Origin of the sequence: Nonomuraea turcica, assembly GCF_030718205.1 — a bacterium.
Taxonomy (GTDB): domain Bacteria; phylum Actinomycetota; class Actinomycetes; order Streptosporangiales; family Streptosporangiaceae; genus Nonomuraea.
Window position 1 is genome coordinate 72,480 of the sequence record NZ_JAUZQF010000031.1, and the last position, 22,638, is coordinate 95,117.

A 22,638-nucleotide genomic window follows, 5' to 3' on the forward strand; every position below is an offset into this window, starting at 1 on the left:
TCGTCGGCCGCGTCATAGGCTTGCTGCGCTTCGATCGCCTTAACGGGTATCTGCTCGTCAGACGTTGGTTTCCCCCCGGGTGGTGTGGTGCGTGGCGATTCTACGGCGACCGCTTTCGCCGGTCGTCGGCGTCCACCTTGCCCGCCTTCCTGGGCGCCACATAGGCCTTGAGCCGCGATGATGCCCCTGCCTGCGCCACCGGGCAGCTGAACGCGCGGTTGACCCGCTCGATTGCTCATAGCCCGGTCAACCCTCGCGTTCGCCGCACACTTGTTCGATATCATGGCCTGTGGCCATGTCTGATCCGCCAGTCGTCAAGCTCCCACCCGACGGCGCCGGCTACCTGCTCAAGAGGCGCACCCTCGCGGACGGGCGCGAAGAAGCGCTGGTGGCCTGGACGGAGATCACCCCGGGGCCGCGGGGCGGTCTGGTCCCCCGTGAGGACTGGCTCCCGCTGGAGCGCGTGCACTTCCTACCTAACGTCGACTACGGGGCTGTTGAACTCACCCAAGACGTCATCCCCAAGCTGCCAGCTGGCCAGGCCGACGCCTCGCACAGCCCCATCAAGCAGCACGTCGAGCGTGAGTACGGTGGCGATATGTACCTTCCGCCCGAGTGGCCGCCCGAGGTTCACTCACCAAGCGAACCCGAGTGGGAGCTGTCGGCGGTGGCATGGCTTCTCGATACGGTGCCACCGGAGTACAGGGCGTATGAGGTGCTGAAACGTCACCCCATCGCCCTGGCTCGGATGGCCCTTCTCAACGTCAATGCGGCCGTCGAGGGAGCCAGGGCCGCTTACCGGCATGCCGCCGGCGACCTTCGCAGCCTTTCACCGGATGCTGTCGAGGCGGTGCTCGCTGTCTACCGCGAGGAAGGGCTTCGCCTGGTTCGCCTGGCTCGGTCCATCGAGGTTGTCAGCCCGGCACTACACGGCGAGATGTTCACCGCAACCCTGCGCGGAAACGGCAGGTCAACTCCCCCTTCTATTTGAGTCCGGCACAGCACTAGGAACGACTCCAGGGGCCCGCGGCGCCTGGACGACGCCCTTGGCCGCGTGGGCTCTTTGGCCACCAGGACCGTCGAGCTCCGTTGTTCCGTATTTACCGGCTAGGTAGCCCTCGCATCCCAATACGCTGCCGGATGGTGGCCGTGAAGGGCTGCTGACTTATCGTGCGAGCGAGCATCGTGACAGCCCATGGGCTGGATCAACGCGCATGTGCCTGCTGTCCACCAGGTGGAAGGTGCTCATCTCGCTGCCATCAGGTCGGATCAGTTGCCTAGACGTACGGTCAACCCTGCCGGTAGCACTGACGGTCCGCGCCGGCTCATCTTTCGTAGCCGGGAATTTGCTCGTCCAGCTATACGTACCGTCGTCGCGAATGGTGAGGTAAACGTCCCAGGTGGACCCTGTTGCGTACTTCGTGCAGGTACCGGTCCAGTTTCCGGAAAGGTCATTGTCTTTTGCGTTCGCCTGGGCATGGGGTGAGAGCCCGATCAGCGGGAGCGGCCCCAGAGCGGCGACGAGCAGTGCTCTCTTTAGCGTTGCGATCGGATGCCGTGTTTTCGGAATGCTGTCCATGTGGTTGACCTCCGTATGGATAGCCGGACCTTAAAAGCGCGGAACCTGGGGCTCACTTCCCTGGCAACGCTGCCAGACGGTGCCCGTGAAGGGCTGCTGACTATCGTGTGAGCGAGCATCGTGTCATCCCATTGGATGAAACAGTGCTCATGTGCCTGCCGTCTACCGAGTAGGCGGAAGCCTTGCCGTTACTATCGATCAGTTGCCCGGACGCACGGTCGACCCTGCCGGTGGAACTGGCAGTCCAAGGGGATGTAGTCGTCCAGGTATACGTACCAGCGTCGCGAATAGTCACGTGAGCATCCCAGGTGTCCCCTGTTGAGATCTTCGTGCAGGTGCCGGTCCAGTTTCCGGAAAGGTCATCGTCCTTTGCGTTCGCCTGGGCATGGGGTGAGAGCCCGATCAACGGGAGCGGCCCCAGAGCGATGACGAGCAGTGCCCTCTTTAGTATCGCGCTCAGATGCCGTGTTCTCGGAACGCTGTCCATGTGGTTGACCTCCGCATGGATAGCCGGGCCCTTTCTCGCTTGTCCTCCTTGGAGTCCGTTTCGGTATCGCGTCTCTGGCGACACAAACGCAATTCCATCATTAGCGTCCAATTCGGACGAATATGGATATATGGGGTTAACTCCACTCTGCATCACGCTGGCCGCGCCCACCACCAAATGCATGCCAAGCTAGCCGCTTGCACGCATTGGTTTATGTTCGAGCCTTGCGTTTCTGATGGCGACGGTCACGACCGTGACGGTACGCGGTCAGAGGTCCGCGCACCGGCGGCGTACACGGGGCGCGCCACCGCAGCCACGCTCTTTCGACGCGAGGGTGTCGTACGGCGGTCGCGCCGCACGCGCGCAGGAACCTCGTCGCCGCATCGGACCGGATGCCGGGGTTGTGCTGATTGTACGGTCGGAGCGTGCGGCTCAGGCGGGCCACCTGCCGTAATTCCCTGCTGGTGGACCCGCCCCGCATTCCGGCTCAGTCAGCCTCGCAGGCACGCTCCTTCAGGCAACCCGGCTTTCGCTGCGCTCACCCCGCTCAGCCAAGATCTTTTGGCGCGAGCGGGTGTTCACCAGCGCCGGTCGGGGCGCCAAAACATCTTGTTGGCCGGGGCCGCCGCGTTGCCTTTCGTCGCTTCCGCCTGCGTGTCCTCCCTCACCGAAACACGGAACGGACACCCAGCAGGGGCACCGTACGGAAGGAGCCACACCATGACCCTCAAGCTCGGCCTCCCCCTCTACCGCACGGACATCACCGCCTGCAGCAGGTGCGCCAACGGGGTCACCCTCGAGCACAGCTGGCCGACCACGGACGGCGGCCGCATCTGCCTGGGGTGCGTGGGCGAGCAGGTCGAGGCGTACCGGCTGACGACGGTCGCCGACCGCGAGATCCCCTTCTAGGTCCTGCTCGGCGGGGGCCGCCGGCCCCCCGCCCGCTCCGTTCCCGTCCCGCTTCGGCAACCGCTCATCCCATCGACGTCCTTGGAGGACACCATGGCAGCAGGCGACACCGTCATCACCCTCATCGGCAACCTCGTCGACGACCCGGAGCTGCGCTTCACCCCGACCGGCCAGGCGGTGGCCCGCTTCCGCCTCGCGTCCACCCCGCGCTTCATGGACCGCTCGACGAACGAGTGGAAGGACGGCGACAGCCTCTTCCTGACCTGCAACGTGTGGCGGCAGATGGGAGAGAACGCCGCCGAGAGCCTCCAGCGCGGCATGCGCGTCATCCTGCAGGGCCGGCTCAAGCAGCGCACCTACGAGACCAAGGAGGGCGACAAGCGCACCGTCTACGAGATCGAGGTCGACGAGATCGGCCCGTCCATGCGCCACGCCACCGCCAAGGTGGTCAAGGTACGCGGCAGCCGCACCGTCAACACTCCCCCGCAGAACCCCTGGGACGGCATGCCCGCTGAAGGCCAGGACACCGGCCCGGCCGTCAGCGAGTCGGCGCCCGCCATGGCCGGAGCCGGAGCTTACGACCCCGCCCCGGAGTTCTAGCCCACCCAGCCGGCGGCCGCTCCCAGGTCCGGGAGCGGCCGCCCCGCTGAACTCCTGCCGCCGCCTGTGACACGCCGGCGTCTTAGCCCGGGCAACTCAGTGCGGCTGAAGGCCCCGCGCACCGCGCGGATCCATTGATGTCCATCACCATCGCATGGGAGATCACCATGACCATCACGCCTGCCGAGCAGCGCTGGCGCCACATCGAGCTCGTCCTTGACCGCTACTCCTCCATGCTGCAGGCCCGCGACGGGCAAGGCGTCGCCCCGTGACCGCGGAACCTGGCTCGCCGGCGGGCCAGGATGATCCGCTCGCTGGCGAGCTGTTTGCGGTCGAGCCGCAGCCCGGCGGCACCGGTTGGTCCTACAGCGTCTACCAGCGCATCGGCCGGGCGAAGATCACCAACCGGCGCCCGGGCGGGTACGAGCTGTACGGCGTCTACGGCGTCCGCCGGGCTGCCGACGGCTGGGACCTGTTCACCCAGTGGGAGGGCTGCCAGGATGGCGACGGCGTCGTCACCGGCCGGAGCCTGCTGGCCAGCAGCTGCGACCTCGACCCCTACATCTGGAGCCCCGCCGCGTGGTTCACCGAGATCTCCCTGTTCGTCACGCCCGACGAGTCAAGGCGTGACGGCCGGGGCCCGGCGCAGGAGTAGCGGGCTGCCAGGCACCTTCTTCTCCAGTCGGGACCGGACGGCGCCGCGGCTGCGCCCGAGCTCGCGCATCAGATCCTCGATGGTGACCTCGGGCGAGGCGGCCAGCTCGGCCAGGCGTACATCGTCATCGGCACTCCACGGCCGGGCGGCGTTGGCGTGCTTAGCCCGCTGCTGCTCCACGGTGGTGGCCGGGCGCGGCGCCGGCGTACCGGTCAGCTCCGCGACGCCGCAGGACAGCAGCTGGGCGATCGCCGTCAGGTCGGTGGCGGCGGGCAGCGTGCCGCGCCACTCGGCCAGCAACTGGCCGTCGGCGTCGCTGCCGATCAGCTCCACCTGGTGGCCGCCGTCGACGGCCTGCACGGTCAGGTCGTAGCGGCGGCCGTCCTGCTCGGCGTGCAGACGCACCTGGGATACGGTCATCGGGCTTCTCCTGTTCTGGTCGGGCAGATGGTCGGCAGGAACCCTCACGCTCGCCGGGCGCGCGATCATCACGCGTGGCCTGCGGGTTCGGTGTGTTCGGCTTCGGCCAAGGCCCGGTACAGCGAGGCCACCGAGGGGTGCTTGCCCGCGTTCTTGCCGGTCTTGATGGTCAGCTTCTTGGCGATCTCCGGCACCGGGGTGCCGTTGTCCTTCAGCGCGCGGGCGAATAGCAGCATGTCGTCGTCGATGACCTTCGGCCGCCCGCCGTGGTTGCCCTTGGCCGCGGCGGCCATCTGGCCCTCCAGAGTCTTCTCCCGGATGTAGTTGCGGTCGAGCTGGGCGGCCACGGCCAGCACGGCGAACAGCATGGAGCCCATGCCGCTGGGGTCGTAGATGCCAGTGAGCGGGCCGGTGAGGAGTTCGAGTTGGATGTCGCCGGTCTGCAGGGTGGCCGAGAGGGTCATCAGCTCGGCCGCGTTGCGGGCCAGGCGCTTGAGCTCATGCACGGTGAGGATGACCGGCTGGTCAGGCGCGGCCTGCTTGATGTCATGCGCGAGTTTGAGTGCCTTTTCCAGCTCGGGCCGTACCTTGACGCGGGTGCTGATCTTCTCGGAGAAGATCCGCTTGCACTGCGCGGCCTCCAGGGCATCCAGCTGGCTTTGCAGTTCCTGCTGGGCGGTCGAGCAGCGGGCGTAGCCGATGCGGATCGGCTTGGCGGCGAGGCTGGTTTCGGGGCGTGCCTCGATCGGTGGTCCTTGCCGCCACGGCCGCCCGGGCCCGCGGTCGTCGGGCACCGGCACCTCGAGTTCTTCCCGGAGAGGGGGCACGAGGATGAAACGCGCGGTGTGGTACTTGGTCGCGGTCTTGCCGCCGCGGGTGCGGCAGGCGCTGCCGGCCGGTGCCTCACATTTGGGGCAGTCGCGGCGTTCGATCGCATCTGCGGCGCCGGCGGGGGTCAAGTCCATGCCCCACAGTCTCTCAGAAGTGTCTCTCAAATTCCGGAAGTTTTGAGAGGTGTTCTGCGAACGAGAATCCGGGCAAACCGGGCGCGTTTTGGCTCGTTCTCAGAACTGTCACAACTGATCATTTATGAGAATCACGAGGCGCTATCTTTGGTTACGAAGAGTCCCGCTCTGGGCTGGCCGGAAACCGGAGGGAAGTTCGGTTGTGGCGGGTCGCCCGGTGATCCCTCAACGAAACCCACACGGCGAGGCAGCATGCGGCGGCCGTGGGCTCCGTCAAGAGATCCAGGAGCGGTGCGGGGGCTCCTGGGCCTCTCAGCGCTTCACAGGTCTTCCGACAGTCGGCGGTACGCCCGCACGGCCTCCAACTCCTGAGGGGAGATGGAGTCGTGGTGCTCCAAGAACCAGTCGCGGATCAGCCGCATCGGCTGGGTGCAGTTGACGTAGCGGCGGGCGCCGTTCACGGTGATCGGCACCGTCAGGGTGTCGCCGTCATGGGAGGACATGACCGTCAGGCCGATGATGAACCGGCGGCGGGACTCGAGTACGGCTGCTGCGGACGTGACGAGCATCAAGCGCTCACGATCGATGCCCTTCGGACTGTAGAGGTAGACCCCGCCCGCGGTGAGTGGGATCACGCGGCGCCCCGCTCCCGGAACTCATCGTCAGCCGCGGCGGCTTCCTGCTCGTCGACGAGCGCTTCGGCGAACGCCTTGTCGGCGTCGGCGGTTGGCGCTCCTGTGGCGATGGCGTAGTAGATGACGGCCTGCTCGACGTAGGCCGACTTGCTGAGCCGGTCGCGTTCGGCGCCGGCCTCGATGAAGCCGTGCGCGATCTCGCTCAGGCTGTAGGAACCGTTCCTTGTCGTACCCATACTCGCGATAGTAGTCGGCATAGTGGTCACACTACTAGTGCGGCTACTAGTAGCGCTGGGAATCTCGCCGCTTGAAGGGCGCGCTACGTCTTGCCCCTCGGGCACGTGTCGACTGGCAATCCAGCCCCGTCCCGCCCGGTGCCCTCTGCTGACGCACCCGACCGTCGGCCGCCCTCGGTGTTCCAACTCGGGCAAGCCTCGCAGCCGGGCTCGTCCACGCAACCCGGCTCGCCCGCCTCCGCCATAGATCTTTTGGCGCTATGCCACGGCTCTCGCTGTCCCCCGGGGGGAGACCTGCGCCAAAACATCTTGTCTGCGGCGGGGTCCCCGGGTTGCGCTCCCTCCCTCCGGCCGCGGGCCCTCCCTCATCGGAACACCGGACAGGGGGCCCAGGCCAAGGGCACCCCGCACAGCAAAGGAAGCGGCCATGGACTTCAGCGACCTCATCCACCCTCGTCCCGCCACACGCTCGTGGCCGTACAGGCTGGCGGCACTGCTCGGCCGCGCCTGGCGTACGCGCCCCTCCGTCTGCCAGGCCGAAGCCGAGCACGCCGACGTCCTGGTGCGAGCCCTGCTCCAGGGCCTGCCGACCTTCCCGATCGACGGCATCTTCGACCCCGCCGACGAGCTCATCATCGACGACAGCGCCGAGATCCGCCGCTACGTCATCCCTCTCGGGCCTGGCCGTACCACGTGGCTGCACCGCCTGATCGCCACGGAACTGGCCACCCACCGCAACGCCCGGCCCGGCGGCAACGGCCACTGCGAGCACTGCCACGGCACCGGGTTCGCCTCCCCGTTCTGATCCACCCGTGTCCCGGCCCGCCTCCTTCCGAAGGCGGGCCGTTTCTCGTTCCGTCGCATTTGGAAAGCAAATGCCCACCGACCTTTCCTCCGTGCAATTTGGCTGCGCGAGCCGGGGCATATTTCGGCCGTTCCGCTATCCCGATTTCAACCTTGAAGTTCCTGGCCTCTTCCGGCCATTTCGGATGCTGCTCGAATTTCGGGGCGATGATGCAGTAGCGGTTCCCACTCCTTTTGAACATCGGAGTCGATAATGGCCGACGAGCTCTACCGTTTCATCCAGTTGCGCGGCGCGGTTCCGGCGGAGCCTGGAGGCGGTCTACTGATCAACGCGTGGTCCGAGCCGCCGAGCGAGTTCCAGAACCGGGTCGTCGAGGCCGAAGACCCGGCCACGGTGGCACGGGAATGGCTGGCGGAGGCGGGCGACGAAGAGCTCCTTGTCTCGCTGCGGCGGCTGGACACGGCGATCACCGGATCCGTCGGCGTCATGACCGTGGCCCGGTTCCAAAGGCTCGTGGTGCGGTACCTGGACAGCGCCGAGGTCCTTGAGAACGCCCGCGCCAGAGCGCAGGACGCTCTGATGGCCTCGTTGCTGGTCCCTGAGACGTCGTCAGCGGTGCGTAATGCTGTGCACCGCATGGTGATCCTCGCCGTCGCGGGGCAAAGGGTGCTGCGCTGGGCGGGCGACCGCGACGGTGGCGACGGCGAAGCCCTCGACCAGGCGCTGCGCGACCTTCTCGATCGAGGCGCTGCTGTACTTCCCGGCCAGGTCAGCCAGCTGCTGATCCCCCGTTTGGAGGAGGAGCCGCAGCCGATGCCACAGGCACTGGACTTCCCTGTCGCGGAGCGCGAAATCGGGCCCGTCCTGCGTGATCTCGAGCCGGAACCGGTCCCGCCGGATCGGGAGAATGGGTCCCGCCGCCGTGCCGCCGCGCTGGCGGAGCTGGTTGCCCTGGCCGCAGACCCGGAGATCGAATCCGAGGTCCGGCCCGCTCCGCAGGAGGAGCCGCCGGATGAGGCCTCACCAAAGCTGCGGCCCTTGCGGGAGATGGCCGTCCGCCCACCGCGTGCCATGCTGAGGGGGGCGGTCCTCGAGCGGATATCCGAAGAGACACGGGCCGTCCTCGATGAACTGGCTCCTGGCGAGGCCGACCTGCTGAACGCCGTCAACACGCTGGAGCGCGCCAGGCTCTGGGCGCCCCTGCCCCTCGCGGCCAAAGCCGCCGAGGCCATCGATCCGACCGGCGGGTTCCCCCTTGGCTATGGCGCGCTGCGTCCCCCCGTGGCGGGTCTCGTGCGCCCGCCGGGCATCGGCGAACTCCTCGTCGTACGCCGGGAGCACACGGCCTATGTGCCCGGGCCAATCACCTACATCGAGAACGTGATGGCCGGCGAGACCCGAGAACGCACCCACCGCCGTCAGGACCGCACCGAGGACACGACGTTCACCGAGACCGAAAACACCGTGGTGGACGAACGCGACCTTCAGAGCACCGAACGGTTCGACCTGGTGGCCGAGACGTCGCGGGAGATCAGCGCGCAGACCCAGCTCCAGGCGGGAGCCCAGGTGTCGGGGAGCTACGGCACCGTCCAAGCCTCGGCGAGCTTCGGCTTCACCAGCTCCTCGGCGTCCACCGAGGCCGCACGCACGTCCACGACTACGGCGCGCGAAACCGTCGACCGGGCGCTGAAGCGCATCACAGAGCGAACGCTCGAGCGCAGGCAGCGCATCACGATCCGGGAGATCGAGGAGACCAACCGGCACGAGCTGACCAACCCCGGCAACGTCCCCAACCGGGCCGGTATCTACCGATTCGTAGATGATGAACAGGATGTAGGGGTCTACGCGTACGGCCTGCGGCTCATGGTCGAGGCCCATGTCCCCGAGCCGGGCGTCTTCCTGCGGTGGATCACCACGGAGCCGGCCGACGGCTCCGATCCGGAGCCTCCGCCGCCCTCCCTACCCAGTGGTGCCCGCCTCAGCGACCCCGGCCAGCTTGATCCGTCCAACTACCTGGCCGTCGCCGGTCCGCAAGGCGCGGTCGTCGAACCGCCGCCGCTGCTCTTCCAGACGGTCGCGATGGCGGGAAAGCAGGAGTACACGCAGAACACGCCCGACGCCGCCACCGCCGCTTTCCTGTTCTACCGCTCAGAGGAACGCCTCCAGGTACCAGACGGCTATACCGCGGTACGCGCCGCGGGCGTCCTGTACGCCAGTGCCTGGAAGTTCGACTGCTACCTCTCCGTGGGCGCCGCGAACTTCCGCGACACCTCGGGCGATGGCGCGATGCCGCTCACCTTCGACCTACAACTCGCAGGCGAGACGGGAATGGTGCCGGTGGCGTTCACGATCCACAACGCCTGGGGATACGCCTACACGCTGGAGATCGTCTGCCAGCGCACCCAGCGATCCCTAGAACGCTGGCAGGTGCAGACGTTCACCGCCATCATGCAGGCCTACGCCGATCGCCACGCGGCCTGGGAGGAACGGGGCCGCGCGGCCGACATCGTCTCCTCCGGTGTCATCACCGGGACAAACCCGGCGCTCAACCGGCGGAGGGAGCGCTCCGAGCTGAAGAAGATGGTCATCGGCCTGCTATCCGGATCGCCCCTCGACCGGTTCGGCGCGATCCGCCAGGGTGCCGCGGCCGACGAGCCGGTCATGGACGCGCCCGCCGCCGTGGGCCAATCGGCGGTGGTCTCCTTCTACGAGCAGGCCTTCGAGTGGGAGAACATGATCTACTCCCTCTACCCGTACTTCTGGGGACGCCGCTCCAGCTGGCAGAACGCCTTCACCTTGGACGGCGTGGACCCCGACCACGATGCCTTCCTCAAGGCGGGCCTCGCCAGAACGGTCGTCCCGGTCCGGCCCGGCTTCGAACAGGTCGCGCTGTGGTTCCTGGCCACAGGCCAGGTCTGGTCCGGCGGTTCCCCGCCGCCCATCAGCGGCTCCGACCCGCTGTACGTGTCGATCGCGAGCGAGATACTCGCCGCGGACCGGGCCGACCAGGGAGGTGTGCTCCAGGGCGAGACTTGGCCAGTCAGGACACCGACGAACCTGGTCTACCTGCAGCGGGACTCCAACCTCAACCCGCCGCCCGTATGACGGACCACCGCGTTCCCCAGGAAGGGAGGCCGGGTGGCGACCACGGCCGAGGTTCTGACCAGGACAGTGCTCGACCAGGGACTGCAACGCTGGCCGGGCGCGACCCTGATCAGCGAGACGCTCACCGGGCTTCTGGCGCCGAGCCTCCTGCGCGCCCACGAACTCGCGTGCTCGGCACTGCGAGTGAACATCCCCTTCGACTCTCTGCTGGCCAGGACCATGGGCCTTGGCCAGGAGGCGCCCACGGGCGAGCTGCTGGGAAGACTGTCCGCCGAGCGGCTGACGGCCATTCTCCAAGCCGCGACGACTTCGGTGGCAGCGCTTCCGGGCGCGGCCCTTCCCTCCTTGGGGGTAGCGGTGGGATCGCTGCCGCCGCCGGGCCAGGGGCAGGGCTTCCAACCCCCTACCGACTGGACGCCGAGCGAGCTCGTGCGGGCGCTGACACGTCTCGGCCGGGTGGCGGCGCCTGACCTGGCCGCGTTGCCGGTCAAACTGGCCCTGGCCAGTACGGTCGCCGGCGCCGCGGCGGCCATGCCCGGAATACGCTCGACCGCAAGGGTCGGCAACGAGGTCCACCGGAGGCTCGCCGAGAACTACCGGGAGCACTACGGGGTCAACCTCACGGTCGCAGACCGGCGCGTCTACGGCGGCTTCCCGGTCCGGTTCGGAGGTGAGCGCCTCTCCGAGGTTGCTGGGCGGGACCCGCGGCTCGCCTGCTGCTACAACGCCTGGCTCAATCCCAATTACGGCGGCAAACGGCCGTGGGTGTCGAACCGCAGAGCCGATATCGCGGACCTCGGCCGGATGGCCCACTGGGAGGTCAAACCATTTCTCGGTGCTCCGGTGGGCGTTCTGCAAGACACGTGGTACCGGGTTTCCTACAACTATGTGGCCGCCGTTTGGGCCGAGGAGAATCCCAGGCTCCGGGGAACACTCGGGACGATGCTGCCCGGCGGAACCTGGGAATCGAGACTGTGCTCGAGAATCGATGTGTCGGCTCAGATGGGATATCCGGCCATCGCCGTTCCCATGACGCTTCCCATGCTGAGCGGGCTCGTCCTCTACGCCGTTTTCAGCGGACCGCAACTGGTCGACTACGCCGAGCTGTCCCTGCTTCTGTACCTGTGGCTACGCGCCGAGATAAAGCGCCGCAAGGAGCAGCTAACCGAGCTCGCCCGCCAGGCTGACGAGGTCCTGCGCGGCATCACCCAGTGGGTTGCGGACAACTGGCTCCTCCTGCTGGTCATCTTGGTCATCGGCCTGCTCGCGGCAGCGGCGACCGTAGGAAGCGGCGGCAACCCGGCGCCGGCCTATGGGGCAGCTGTACTGATCATGTTCATCCTCAACCGCTTCGGCGGACGTCCCGAGGGGGACCAAGGGCCGATCCAACCCGAAGGCAGCCTGACCACCATCGACCTCCCCGGCGTAAGCGTGACCATGGACCCCCGGGACCTGGGGAAACTGCTCGCTGCGGCGGAGACCGTCTTCAGTGGTTCGCTGGGGTCCGTCACACGGTCGTTGCGTCCCCCGGTCGTGGCGTGACTTCCAGCATTCCCTGTCACATCGCCGGGTCGGACGTATGCGGGGTGCCACACTGGCAGGGGCAGAAACGGGGCCGTAGGCATATCACTGGCCGTGGACGTCGATTCGGGTCACCGTGGGTGGTGTGAAGCCTGTCTCGATCGTCGTTCTGGTGCTTGGACTGCTGTCGGTTGCCGTGCTGGTGCTGGGGCCGGGCGCAGTATGGGTGCTGGAGAACGTGGACGGCGTAACCCAGGACGATGGTTTCGCGCCAGCGATAGCTCCGTCACCGACCATGCCACCGGCGACACCGTCAGCGGATCCGAACGAGCTGGCTGCCAAGGATTGGGCGTCGGCGGTGGCGGGGGTTCGTGGCAACATGCTGGCCATCGCTACGGGCTTGGCCGCGCTGGTTGCGGTGCTCTACACCGCGCGCAACGCCAACACCGCCAGGCGCACTTTCCAGCTTGGCGAACGCGGCCATGTCACCGACCGCTACGGCAAGGCCGTCGAGCAGCTCGGCAGCACCCAGGCCCCGGTCCGCCTGGGCGGCCTGTACGCGCTCGACCAGCTGGGCCAGGACAATCCCAGTGCGGCGCTGCGGCAGACCATCGTGGATGTGATCTGCGCGTACTTGCGCATGCCATACACCCCGCCCCCAGACGAGGCCGGCCCGGCCGCGCCTGCCGAGCCGCGCATCGCCGATGGCGGCGTCTCCGCACCACTGGGCCGAGATCCGCACGAGGAGCGTCAGGTCCGCCTGACCGCCCAGCGCATCCTCACCGCGCATCTGCGCTACCTAGATCCGCCCGCCCGTCGCTGGTGGCAGCCCCGTAGCGCCGACCTCAACGCCCGGCACTGGGCTGGCATCCGCCTTGACCTCACCGGCGCCACCCTGCTCGACTTCGACCTGAGCGTCTGCCGCGTCGGCGACGCCGCGTTCGGCCGGGCGGCCTTCCACGGCGACGCCAGGTTCGGCGAGACGACCTTCACCGGCGACGCCGGGTTCGGCGGGACGACCTTCACTCGCGGCGCCAGGTTCGAGGGAGCGACCTTCACTCGCGGCGCCGGGTTCGGCGGGACGACCTTCACCGGCTACGCCGCGTTCCGCGAGGCTGCCTTCCACGGCGACGCCTCGTTCGCCAAGGTGACCTTCACCAGCCACGCCGAGTTCTTCGGGGCGACCTTCACCCACCTTGTCGCGTTCGAGGGGGCGACCTTTACTCGCGGCGCCGGGTTTGCCAAGGCGACCTTCACCGGCAACGCCGGGTTCGAGGGGGCGGCCTTCTCCGGTTACGCCTGGTTCGCCGAGGCGATCTTCACCAGCCACGCCGGGTTCGCCGAGGCGACCTTCACCGGCAAAGTCGGGTTCGGCGAAGCGACCTTCACCGGCAACGCCGGGTTCGGCGAAGCGACCTTCACCGGCGGCGTCTGGTTCAACAGGGCAACCTTCAACGGCAACGCCGAGTTCGACGGGGCGGCCTTCTCCGGTTACGCCTGGTTCGACGGGACGACCTTCAACGGCAACGCCGAGTTCGACGGGGCGACGGGGCTGGAGGTGGCGGTGCTGGGCGGCGTGCGGGTGGCGCCGGCGGCTGCGGGCGTGCGGCGGGTGTGGCCGCCCACCTGGCAGGTGGAGGCGGGCACGGACGGGTGGCAGACGCTGCGCCTGGTGGGGCCCCAGGCGGGCGGCGGGGCGGCGGAGCCGGGACCTGAACCGGCCGGGGAGGCGGAGGGTTGACATAAGACTCTTACCGAGCAGCACGACCTGCGGAAACAGCGACGATCGCGTTATCGCCGGGACTTATCCCGTCATGTTCGAGCCGAATCTCCCATCTGCGCGAGCCCCACGGCCCGTTTCTGCCAGTTTGGCACCCCTTACGCCTTGCTCCTCCGAGCCCGGGACTGGACCATTGATCCCTCATAAGAACAATTCGGCGACTGGCCGTGCCGTGCTCGAGTCCGATCTCCATCAAGCAGGTCTGGGACCAGATCAAAGGATCGGGGCTGCGGCCGCACGCCGCCTACTCCTGGGGCCTGGCCCGACCATGCTCGCTGTGCGTCCTGGGCTCCATGGACGACCTGCTGCTGGCCGTGGCGCTGCGGTCGCAGCTGGCCGCCGACTACCACCAGGCCGAGATGGAGCTCGGCCACCGCGTCACCCACAAGCTGTCCATGGGCGAGATCCTCGCCGGTCTGCGTGCCGCGCGATTGGAGGCCGCCGGCGACGCCAAGGTGGTCCCGTGGCAGATGGCGCGCGACCACATCGCCGCCGCCCGGGCCCAGGCCGTGCTCGACAAGGACGTCAAACCGTGAAGTGAGCAGCAGATCAACGCTCGGGCTGCTGCCCACACCAGCAGCATCCTTGCCTCCGCCCGTCGTGCCCTCTCCCTGGTCGCGCGGATTCCGCACGAGGAGCTCTGCCAGCTCCGAGTCGCTGACCGCCACGGCGTCTGGTGGCCGCGGGCGATTCCCGCAGAATCAGTCCGGCCGGCGCTCACACCGAACCACGCTGGTTCGAGCCCCTGCACGCGGGCGGATACCCTCTCCGTCGGTTGGGGCGACGGCCTGCATATTCCGCGCACAGGGCGCTCGCTGCGCTCGCGTCCTACGGATCGTCCTTCGTCCGCCCCTGTGCGCGGGGGCTCACGCCGGCCCAGAAGACTCCGCTGGCGCTCCGCTTCCGGGCCGGCGCTCGCCCGTTGCAGGAGGCGCCACGACAGGTGGTCACGGGTGACTGGCTGGCCTCTGGTACGGGGTGGCTGGGGACTCCGCCGCCCCCAGACCCCCGCGCGGCGGGCGGGACGGCCGCCTCGCGGGCGCGCACCACCCCAAAGGTGCAAGGCGGCCGCCCCGCCCGCACCGTCCGGTACCGTGCGTCCGTTCCGGTCGCCCTCGGCATCGCTGGGTTCCTCGAGTTCGCGACGCTGACCCTCCCCGTCGACAGCGCACGTGAATCGTCACCGACGGTGCCGTGCGCCTTGGGGTGAGTCGCCGAGTCGAGGAGGTGAGAATGCCTGCACGGGCTAGAATGGGGGGTAGCTCCTTCGGGAGTTTTCAACCTGCAGGACCGGTGAGGTTTCCGATCGAGAACCCCTTGGGGTTCCGCCTCACCGGTCCTTTTGTTTGGTCTGCCGCCCCGGAGGTTCCAGGGCGGCAGACCGGCAGATCACAGACCTTGGCCCGGAAGGGTCAAGAGTCGCTCGGCGCGTTCGGAGATTTCGCTGAAGCGCGCCAGCGCGGCTCGCAGACCGTGGATGCGGTGCGGGTCTGGGCTGATCGAGACCGCAAGGGTGCAGAGATCTCGAGCGATCAGCCATTCGAAGATCATGTGATCCAGGGTCGCGACGACGTGTGGATCCAGGGGAAGATCATGTATGGCCACGCGCGCCCGCTCCAGTGCCTGAGCGCCGTTGAGCCCGCCCGTCTCCTCCAGGGGTGGGAGGAGGATCGGGATCGGGAGGAGGCTGAGGAGTTTGCCCGTGAGTGCGTACGCGCCCAGCAGCAGTTCGGCCAGTTCTTCCAGCTCTCGCATTGGCTACCTCTCTGGAGTTGTCAACCTGCGCCGGTTCGGGGTTCCGACCCCCTTGCCGATGCCTCTATTCTCTCATAAGTCCTATAAGAATCGCAAGGATTTATTGGGTGCGGAGTGCAGAGGAGGAAGGGATTGCCCGCGTCTGCCCGCCGTGCCGCACGGGCGTCACGGCAACAAGAGGCCGCCCGGGAGCGATGTCCCGGGACGGCCTCTTGTGTGGTGATCAGAGATCGAGATGGAGCTGATCTCTCGCCAGTTCGGTCAGACTGGTGATCCGTCCCGTGGCCAGCCAGATCACTTCCAGCCGGTAGGCGTCCGCCTCGGGACTGGTTCGGTTGGCGTCGGCCAGGGCGCACATGTCGAACGCGCCCAGCCATTCGACGACCGCCAGGTTCAGCAGGGCCGTGAGCCTGGGATCGAGGGGAAGATCCATGAGCATGGCCCGCGCCCTGGTGAGCGCCCCAATGAGGGTGGCGACGTCCGGACCTTCGTCCCGGTCGTCGTCCCAGAGGGCCGGGAGGCTGATCGGGATGGGCAGGAGGCCGAACAGTTTGCCGATGATGCCGTAGAGATCGACCACCATCTCGATTAGCCCTTCGAGCCGCTCTTCGTACTCTTCCGCGTTCACCGCGTGGTGTCCTCTCTGGAGTTGTCAACCTGCGTCCGGTTTGGGGTTTCCGACTCCCCTTGCCGATGCCTCTATTCTGCCATAAGTCCTATCGATTCTTCAAGGACTTATCGCAGGTTGACCTCAGAAAAGACGACTGCCGCCCCGGACATCCGGGGCGGCAGTCGATCATCAGGTCTCGGGATTATCCAGCCGGTCTTCGAGGTAATCCACCATGCGGCCCATCCGCTCCAGGGCCAGCAGCATCGAAGGCGGGAGGTACTCATGCGGAGGCCCGAAGTCTGCCAGCGCGTACAACTCGCGCGTGGTGAGCCATTCGATCAGCAGCGTGTTGAACACGGCCGTGGTCACGTCATCCATGGGGAGGTCCAGGAGTGCGACCCGTGCGCGCTCGACGACCTCGGCCACGGCGAGCCCTTCGCCGTCGAGCAGCCCCCGGTCCCCGTCGAGCGGGATCGGCGGGAGGTTGATCGGGAGAGGCAGTCGCATGCACAGCTTGCCGATCAGGGTATAGGTGCCTTCCAGCATCTCCCCCAGGTTTTCGAGGCGAGCCTGAAAGTCCTCGTAATCCATCCGTGGTCCCTTCTGGAGTTGTCAACCTGCGTCCGGTTCCGGGTTCCGACCCCCTTGCCGGTGCCTCCATTATGCCATAAATGCTTGCGATTCTTCAAGGACTTATGGCATGCTGGACCCATGGAGAACACCGAGATCCGCATCGATCCCGAGCTGGACGCCGCAGCCACGCGCGTCGCTCAAGCGCTGGGAATCACTGCCGCCGAGCTGGCCGACATCGTCCACGAGCTGGCGGCAGAGGGCCAGCACCGGCCTGCCGCGGACATGCTGCTCCTGGCCCTCGGCGACGTGGTGCGGCGCGACCCGGCCCGGCATGATCTCGTCGGCGCGGTCGAGGTCGGGGAGATCCTCGGCGTGTCCCGGGCGCGCGTCCACCAGCTCGCCGACCCGGAGACCGGACACCGCGACTTCCCCCGCCCCCGCTACCACCTCGCCGCAGGCAAGTTGTGGGCGCGGGCCGACATCGTCGCCTTTGACCAACGGTGGGAACGCCGCCGGACCGGTCGCCCGCCCAAGACCCGCTGATCCCGCGCCGGACAGGCCGGCCGCCGGGGTTCCGGGATTACCGGCGCGGATCGTGCACCAGGGCAAAGCCGTCCGCGTCCGTGGACGTCAGCCGGTCGACCGTGAAGCGACGCCCGGGCAGCTCGTTGGCCGGCAGACCCGCCTGTTCGGCGATCCTTGCAGCGGGGATGCGCAGCGGCGCGGAGGCCGGATGCTGCGACGTGACAAGCTCCGCCTGGTCGCCGATGGTCAGCAGCACCTGAACCTCGTTGTCCTCCGTGGTGTCCTCCGTGCGCCCGAGGCCGGGCCAGCGTCCCCGGTCCTCCTCCAGCCGGCGCCGCGCGGTCATGGTGGCCAGGCCCGCATGCTCGGCCAGATCCCGCAAGGGGAAGTCTTGGCGGAAGCGGGTGCGGGCCGCCGTCATGAGCAGGCGTCGGCGGGTTTCCAGGTCGTCGAGGGCGTCACGCACCACGTGCAGCGTCGCCTCCATCTCTGCCGCCGACTCCGGCAGATGATCGATCGACTCCTGGTTTCCGAGCTCGTGCAGCAGCCGCTCGAGACCACCTGAAGCGATCAGCGTGGCCAGCGCGCTGGAAGGGTCGTCCGTGCCGCGCGAATAGGCGATGGTGAAGCTCTGCTCATCGCCGCGCTCTGAACGCGTCGTGATCTTCAAGACGCCCCTCCGATTCCTCTGTACCAATCTGGTACAGAGCTTGAGCGTACCAGATTGGTACACGCGGGCGGGTCCTCGAAGTAGACGCCCGCGCCCCTCCAGCCCCGCGCCGACTCGGCGCGGGGCGTTCTGCGTGCGCGCCGAGTCGGCGCGCACGGCCCCTCTCCCCGCCGCCCCATCCCTCCGGAAAGGGCGGCGGTTTGCTTGTCTCGGGACTCGCGCGGCCCGCCAATATGCCAGGCTTACCCCTTTTCCTCTTGACCCGTCGGTACATCTCGTCACAAGATCGAAAACGCGGAATGGACCAAGGTATCTGCGATACGGGCCTGCGCCCGCGGCGGCTTCGCCGCCCGTTGTTCCCGTTCGACGACGGGTCTGGAAAGGGGGTGGATCACGTGGCGTGGGTGAGCGTGATCGGCCCCTTGATGGAGCAGGTCGACTACCGGCTGCAGGACGGCGCCGGCTGCGGCATCCACCGCGCCGGCGAGCACGAGGGAGCGCACCCCGAGGCCGACGGCCAGATCGCCTACCGGCTGGCCGACGAGCGCGGGCTGATGTGGGTCGGCCAAGGCCTGCGCGAGCTCGGGCTGAACTCCGAGACCTCGCTCGCCGCCACCCAGCACGACATCGCCCGAGCCATCATGAGCGGGCTGGATCCGGTCACCGGCGAGGTCCTGGTGCCGGCCAAGCACGTGACGGACCCGCGCGCCAAGCTGCCGGCCGCGCCCCTCGGCGAGGCACTGGAGAGCGCGGCCGCCGAGCGCGGCACCACCATCGAGCAGCTGCTCGCCAAGCGGCCGGCGATGGCCAAGCGCGCCGCCCGGATGGCTCGCGGCATCGCTCGCCAGGGCGAGGCGCACCTGATGCCCATCAAGGACATCGAGCAGCTCGCGAGCGCGGCCCGCATCGACCTGGCCCAGCTGTACAGCGCCCGGGCGCTCGCCTATGCCGGCAAGTGGCGCGATGCCCGGGTGCGCATCGGCAACCGCGGCTACGACCTCACCCTGGACATCGTCAAGAGCGTGTCGGTGCTGTACGGGCTCGCGGACCGCGAGTTCGCCGCCGAGCTCGAGGACGTCTTCGCCGCCGCCGTCACCGAGACGGTCGCCGCCGTCGAGACCTGGGCCGCCTACGGCCAGCGAGGCCATCAAGGCGATGGACAGCTCGCCGAGCGAGCCGACTCGACGGGGTTACTCGGGTGGGTGATGTGGCACCGCACCGCCCGGCCGGTCGGCAGCTCGGCGCCGGATCCGCACCTGCACGCGCACGTGACGATCGCGAACATGGTGCGCGGCCGCGACGATCGGCGGTGGTCGGCGATCGCCGCCGGCGGGCGCGACATCCACCGGCACGCCCACGCGGCCGACGCTCTGCTCAAGGCGCGCATCCGCCGCACGCTGACGCAGCGGTACGGCATCGCCTGGACGCGTGACCCGCACACCGCCGCCTGGGAGATCGCCACGATCCCCGAGCGGGTGCGCGCCTTATTCTCCAAACGAGACGGCCAGGTCAGGCAACTGCTGGCCAAGCTCGGCACCACCTACAGCCAGGCCTCGCGCGAGGCCAGGAAGGTGGCCTCCGCCGAGTCCCGCCAGTCCCGCCCGGCCGGCCAGGAAGAGGTGGACCTGCGCGCGGACTGGCACCGCCAATGCCGGGCCGCCGACGTCGACGCCGCAGCGCTCGTGCACGAGTGCCGGCACGGCCGCGCCGTGCTCCCCGAGCGGCCCAGCCCGCAGGAGATCGCCGCGTGGATCTGGCGGCCCGAACACGGCCTGACCGCCCATCGCAAGGTCGTCACCCGCGCCGACGTGCTCGCGGCCGTCATCGACGCCCTCCCCGACGGCGTGACCGATCTCGCGGAGGCCGAGGCGCTCACCGACGAGGTCCTGGCCTGCGCGCCCGCGGTCCGGCTGCCCGATGCCGGCGCGAGCCACCTGACCAACGCCGACCGCTACACCTCCAGCGACATCCTCCAAGCCGAGCAGGCGATCCTGGACAGCGTCCGCCGCCGCTACGACACCGGCGCCGCGGTCGTGGACGTCGACGCCATCCGGCTGGCCATCGACGCCTTCCAGGTCACCCATGGCCTGGAGCTGGCCGGCGAGCAGCGGGCCGCGCTGGAGCGCATCCTTACCGCCGGGCACGGCGTCGAGGCGGTCATCGGCGTCGCCGGCGCAGGTAAGACCACGCTCATGGCCGCCGCCCGCGCCGCGTTCGAAAGCCGCGGCCTGGTGGTGCGCGGCGCGACCACCGCCGCGGTGGCGGCCGCCAACCTGACCGCCGAATCGGGCATTAAGGCCGACACCATCGCCACCTGGCTGCAGCGCATCACCGACGTCGAGCGGCCCGGCCTGACCGGTGTGGACGTGCTGGTGGTCGACGAGGCCGCGATGGTCGACGACCGCGAGCTCGCCGCGCTGCTGGGCGAGGCGGAGCGGACCGGCACCAAGATGGTGCTCATCGGCGACCCGGTGCAGCTGCGCGCCGTCGGCGTCGGCGGCGGCTTCCGCGCCGCCCACCGCCAGATCGCCGGACAGACCCTGAGGGAGAACCGCCGCCAGCGCGACCCGGTCGAGCGCCGAGCGGTGGAGCTGTGGCGGGCCGACAAGCGGCACGAGGCTCTGCGCACCTGGGGCGAGGGTGGCCGCGTGCACGCCGGCCGCGGCGCGGCCGACACCATGGCCCGCCTGGTCGCCGACTGGGCCGCCGCCCGGGAGGCCTACCGCACCGGCACCGACGAGGCCGTGCACGACGAGCTGGCCGGCGTGCTCGTGCTGGCCGGCACCAACGTGGCCGTCGACCGGCTCAACCTCGCCGCCCGCGCCGTCCGGCGGGAGCAGGGCGAGCTCACCGGCCCCGACCGCATCTACCGGATCGCCGGCGGCCGCAGCATCGCCCTGGCCGTCGGCGACCACGTGCGGGTCCGCCGCAACGACTACCGGGCCCGCCGCGGCGAAGCCGACCTGGACGTGCTCAACGGCTACCGCGGCCGCGTGACCGCCATCGATGAGCGTGGCCGCGTCCAGGTGGAATGGCGCCACACCGGCCCCGACGGGCCCACTCTGGCCAGCCAGTGGATCAGCCCCTTCTACATCGCCGAGGGCGGCCTGTCCTACGGCACCGCCATGACCGTGGCGGCCGCCCAAGGTCTGACTGCCGAGCACGCGCTCATCTACGGCATGGGCCTGGACCCGCACACCCTGTACTCGGCGATGACCCGCGACCGGGAAACCGCCCGCCTGTACCTGCCGCGCGAACTGCTGGAAACCGACGCCGACCGCGTCCGCCACGGCCGCATCCGCGGCGAGGCCCACGAGCTGCAGCGGGCGCTGGCCGCCTACGCCGCCACCTTGGAAGGCGAGCGCGCCGATGCCTTCCTCACACCCGAACCCGCCCCTATCGCCCCCGCACCGCACGAGGCCGGCGAGCAGCCAGCCCGCGACACCGAACGCGCCGAACCCCAGCGTGATGCAGAACGCGACCTGGAGCGCGACCTCGACGACCAGGTGCCCGAGCCCGCGGACACCCCCAACCCTCCCGAAGACGTCGGGGGCGCCGACCGCGGCGATGCCGAGCACCAGGCACGCACCGCCGTACGCCGCGCCAGCGCCCTGCTGGCCCTGTCGCAATCCCGCTACGGCGTGGGCCTGCTGTCGAACGCCGAGCTCGCCGCGCGCCTGCACGAGCTCACCGAGCAGATCGCCGCCGCGGGCGCGCGGGTCCAGGCCGCGGACCAGGACAAGGACCGCTTCGCCCGGGAAGGCGGCGGCCGCGCCGAGCAGGCGCTGTTGGCCAAGCGCGAGCAGCTGGCCGAACAGGTGCGGCTGGTCGAGGCAGCAGCCCAGGCGGCCGACCGGCTCCGGCAAACGCGCCAGACCATCACCGAGACCCGCCAGCAGGTGGAGCAGCTGCGCCAGCGAGAGCAGGCCATCACCGGCGAGCTCAACGGTCTGCGGCCGTGGAACCGGGCCCGCCGCCGGGAACTGGAAACCGAACTGCCGGCGATTCAGCAACGCCTAGTTCGCGAACAGGAACACCTGGACCAGGTTCTCGATCATGGCACGGAACTGGAGCAGCGCGCCCGCCAGGCCGCCGAGCAAGCACCACCACAGGTCACCTGGCCCCTTGTACAACGCCGCCACACCGACCTGGAGCGCGACTTCGGCGCAGCCCGGCGCGCCGCCAGAAGCCGCGACGTCACGCAGGCCGCTCTGCGCGCCGCTGAGGTTCGCGCTGCACAAACCGGCCTTCAGCAGGAGCTCACCGCGGTCAAGGACGAGCAGTCCAGGCGTGCCGACCTGCCACCGGACCGGCGCGACATTGAGCAAGCCGCCCGCGCTGAACACGCCGAGCGTGAGCGCCAGGCGACCTCCGAGCGGAATCAACCCGACTCCGGCCGGGGCATCCAGCCCTCCCGCTCACCAACTCGCCGACAGCCGCCACAACACGATCGCGACACCATCGACCGCGGCCGAGACGTCGGCCGGTAGGCCGGAGTACGTCTGCGCGAAGCCGATGACAGGCCGGCGCGCTGGCGCGTACCGTCGAAGACATGGCCGAGGAGAAGGACGACCGCGAGCGGCAGCGCTGCGGAACCTGTCTCGGCGCCGGCGGCGAGTGGATAGAGAAGAACGGCGACGCCGACTCCCACGATGAGTGGGTTCCTTGCTCCACGTGCGGTGGGAGCGGTTGGCAATGACCGACCCCATCACGTGCCCTCAGTGCCACGGCCGCGGAACCGAGCCGATCGGCCCCTACGACATCCAGTGCCTGTTCTGCCAGGGCCGGGGCACGGTCGGCGGTCCGGA

At 68.8% G+C, this 22,638-nt stretch carries 21 protein-coding genes; 13 read left to right on the top strand and 8 right to left on the bottom strand.

Features of this window, described 5'->3' with window-relative positions; genetic code table 11:
- Nucleotides 1–295: 295 nt before the first annotated feature.
- The 5 genes from Q9G87_RS50870 (at nt 296) to Q9G87_RS50890 (ending at nt 4,230) form a co-directional block, all read left to right on the top strand.
- Complete coding sequence (locus tag Q9G87_RS50870) at nt 296–991, top strand: hypothetical protein (protein WP_305923907.1); 696 nt, start codon at nt 296–298, stop codon at nt 989–991.
- A gap of 1,795 nt (nt 992–2,786) precedes the next feature.
- On the top strand, nt 2,787–2,975 hold the full coding sequence (locus tag Q9G87_RS50875) for a hypothetical protein (protein ID WP_305923908.1): 189 nt from the start codon (nt 2,787–2,789) through the stop codon (nt 2,973–2,975).
- Between the two features lie 93 nt (nt 2,976–3,068).
- On the top strand, nt 3,069–3,575 hold the full coding sequence (locus Q9G87_RS50880) for a single-stranded DNA-binding protein (RefSeq protein ID WP_305923909.1): 507 nt from the start codon (nt 3,069–3,071) through the stop codon (nt 3,573–3,575).
- Nucleotides 3,576–3,712: 137 nt separating this feature from the next.
- Nucleotides 3,713–3,847 (top strand): hypothetical protein, encoded by a 135-nt coding sequence (locus Q9G87_RS50885; RefSeq protein WP_305923910.1) that lies wholly within the window; start codon nt 3,713–3,715, stop codon nt 3,845–3,847.
- Nucleotides 3,844–4,230, top strand: a complete 387-nt coding sequence (locus tag Q9G87_RS50890) for a hypothetical protein (protein ID WP_305923911.1) — start codon at nt 3,844–3,846, stop codon at nt 4,228–4,230. The genes Q9G87_RS50885 and Q9G87_RS50890 overlap by 4 nt, the downstream gene beginning before the upstream one ends.
- On the opposite strand, the gene Q9G87_RS50895 is transcribed toward Q9G87_RS50890, so the two are convergent.
- The 4 genes from Q9G87_RS50895 to Q9G87_RS50910 all read right to left on the bottom strand — a co-directional run bounded on the left by Q9G87_RS50895 (nt 4,195) and on the right by Q9G87_RS50910 (nt 6,486).
- Complete coding sequence (locus tag Q9G87_RS50895; RefSeq protein ID WP_305923912.1) at nt 4,195–4,650, bottom strand: hypothetical protein; 456 nt, start codon at nt 4,648–4,650, stop codon at nt 4,195–4,197. The two genes, Q9G87_RS50890 and Q9G87_RS50895, sit on opposite strands and share 36 nt — an antisense overlap.
- A 68-nt stretch (nt 4,651–4,718) precedes the next feature.
- Nucleotides 4,719–5,615: a recombinase family protein gene (locus Q9G87_RS50900; RefSeq protein WP_305923913.1), complete on the bottom strand. Its 897-nt coding sequence runs from the start codon at nt 5,613–5,615 to the stop codon at nt 4,719–4,721.
- A 320-nt stretch (nt 5,616–5,935) separates the two neighbouring features.
- Complete coding sequence (locus Q9G87_RS50905; protein WP_305923914.1) at nt 5,936–6,250, bottom strand: hypothetical protein; 315 nt, start codon at nt 6,248–6,250, stop codon at nt 5,936–5,938.
- Nucleotides 6,247–6,486: a hypothetical protein gene (locus Q9G87_RS50910; RefSeq protein ID WP_305923915.1), complete on the bottom strand. Its 240-nt coding sequence runs from the start codon at nt 6,484–6,486 to the stop codon at nt 6,247–6,249. The genes Q9G87_RS50905 and Q9G87_RS50910 overlap by 4 nt, the downstream gene beginning before the upstream one ends.
- A 427-nt stretch (nt 6,487–6,913) precedes the next feature.
- Here Q9G87_RS50910 and Q9G87_RS50915 point away from each other — a divergent pair, with 427 nt between their 5' ends.
- The 5 genes from Q9G87_RS50915 (at nt 6,914) to Q9G87_RS50935 (ending at nt 14,233) form a co-directional block, all read left to right on the top strand.
- Nucleotides 6,914–7,291, top strand: coding sequence for a hypothetical protein (locus tag Q9G87_RS50915; protein ID WP_305923916.1), 378 nt, complete (start codon nt 6,914–6,916; stop codon nt 7,289–7,291).
- Nucleotides 7,292–7,543: 252 nt separating this feature from the next.
- Nucleotides 7,544–10,396, top strand: a complete 2,853-nt coding sequence (locus Q9G87_RS50920) for a hypothetical protein (RefSeq protein ID WP_305923917.1) — start codon at nt 7,544–7,546, stop codon at nt 10,394–10,396.
- Nucleotides 10,397–10,429: 33 nt separating this feature from the next.
- On the top strand, nt 10,430–11,938 hold the full coding sequence (locus tag Q9G87_RS50925) for a hypothetical protein (protein ID WP_305923918.1): 1,509 nt from the start codon (nt 10,430–10,432) through the stop codon (nt 11,936–11,938).
- A gap of 124 nt (nt 11,939–12,062) precedes the next feature.
- Nucleotides 12,063–13,658 carry a pentapeptide repeat-containing protein gene (locus Q9G87_RS50930; protein ID WP_305923919.1) on the top strand — a complete coding sequence of 532 codons (1,596 nt, stop codon included), beginning with the start codon at nt 12,063–12,065 and terminating at the stop codon, nt 13,656–13,658.
- A 206-nt stretch (nt 13,659–13,864) separates the two neighbouring features.
- Complete coding sequence (locus tag Q9G87_RS50935; RefSeq protein WP_305923920.1) at nt 13,865–14,233, top strand: hypothetical protein; 369 nt, start codon at nt 13,865–13,867, stop codon at nt 14,231–14,233.
- An 853-nt stretch (nt 14,234–15,086) separates the two neighbouring features.
- Here the strand turns inward: Q9G87_RS50935 and Q9G87_RS50940 are convergent.
- From Q9G87_RS50940 to Q9G87_RS50950, 3 genes are all read right to left on the bottom strand, one after another.
- Nucleotides 15,087–15,452 carry a hypothetical protein gene (locus Q9G87_RS50940; protein ID WP_305923921.1) on the bottom strand — a complete coding sequence of 122 codons (366 nt, stop codon included), beginning with the start codon at nt 15,450–15,452 and terminating at the stop codon, nt 15,087–15,089.
- Nucleotides 15,453–15,675: 223 nt separating this feature from the next.
- On the bottom strand, nt 15,676–16,080 hold the full coding sequence (locus Q9G87_RS50945) for a hypothetical protein (protein ID WP_305923922.1): 405 nt from the start codon (nt 16,078–16,080) through the stop codon (nt 15,676–15,678).
- Nucleotides 16,081–16,251: 171 nt separating this feature from the next.
- A complete protein-coding gene (locus Q9G87_RS50950) occupies nt 16,252–16,653 on the bottom strand; it encodes a hypothetical protein (protein ID WP_305923923.1) in 402 nt (133 codons plus the stop codon).
- Nucleotides 16,654–16,773: 120 nt separating this feature from the next.
- Between Q9G87_RS50950 and Q9G87_RS50955 the strand changes: the two genes are divergently transcribed.
- Nucleotides 16,774–17,178, top strand: coding sequence for a hypothetical protein (locus Q9G87_RS50955; RefSeq protein ID WP_305923924.1), 405 nt, complete (start codon nt 16,774–16,776; stop codon nt 17,176–17,178).
- Nucleotides 17,179–17,215: 37 nt separating this feature from the next.
- On the opposite strand, the gene Q9G87_RS50960 is transcribed toward Q9G87_RS50955, so the two are convergent.
- Nucleotides 17,216–17,830, bottom strand: coding sequence for a sigma-70 RNA polymerase sigma factor region 4 domain-containing protein (locus tag Q9G87_RS50960; protein WP_305923925.1), 615 nt, complete (start codon nt 17,828–17,830; stop codon nt 17,216–17,218).
- A gap of 395 nt (nt 17,831–18,225) precedes the next feature.
- Here Q9G87_RS50960 and mobF point away from each other — a divergent pair, with 395 nt between their 5' ends.
- Together mobF and Q9G87_RS50970 are read left to right on the top strand one after the other, a co-directional pair.
- On the top strand, nt 18,226–22,320 hold the full coding sequence (gene mobF / locus Q9G87_RS50965; RefSeq protein WP_305923926.1) for a MobF family relaxase: 4,095 nt from the start codon (nt 18,226–18,228) through the stop codon (nt 22,318–22,320).
- Nucleotides 22,321–22,382: 62 nt separating this feature from the next.
- On the top strand, nt 22,383–22,529 hold the full coding sequence (locus tag Q9G87_RS50970; RefSeq protein WP_305923927.1) for a hypothetical protein: 147 nt from the start codon (nt 22,383–22,385) through the stop codon (nt 22,527–22,529).
- Nucleotides 22,530–22,638 lie beyond the last annotated feature (109 nt).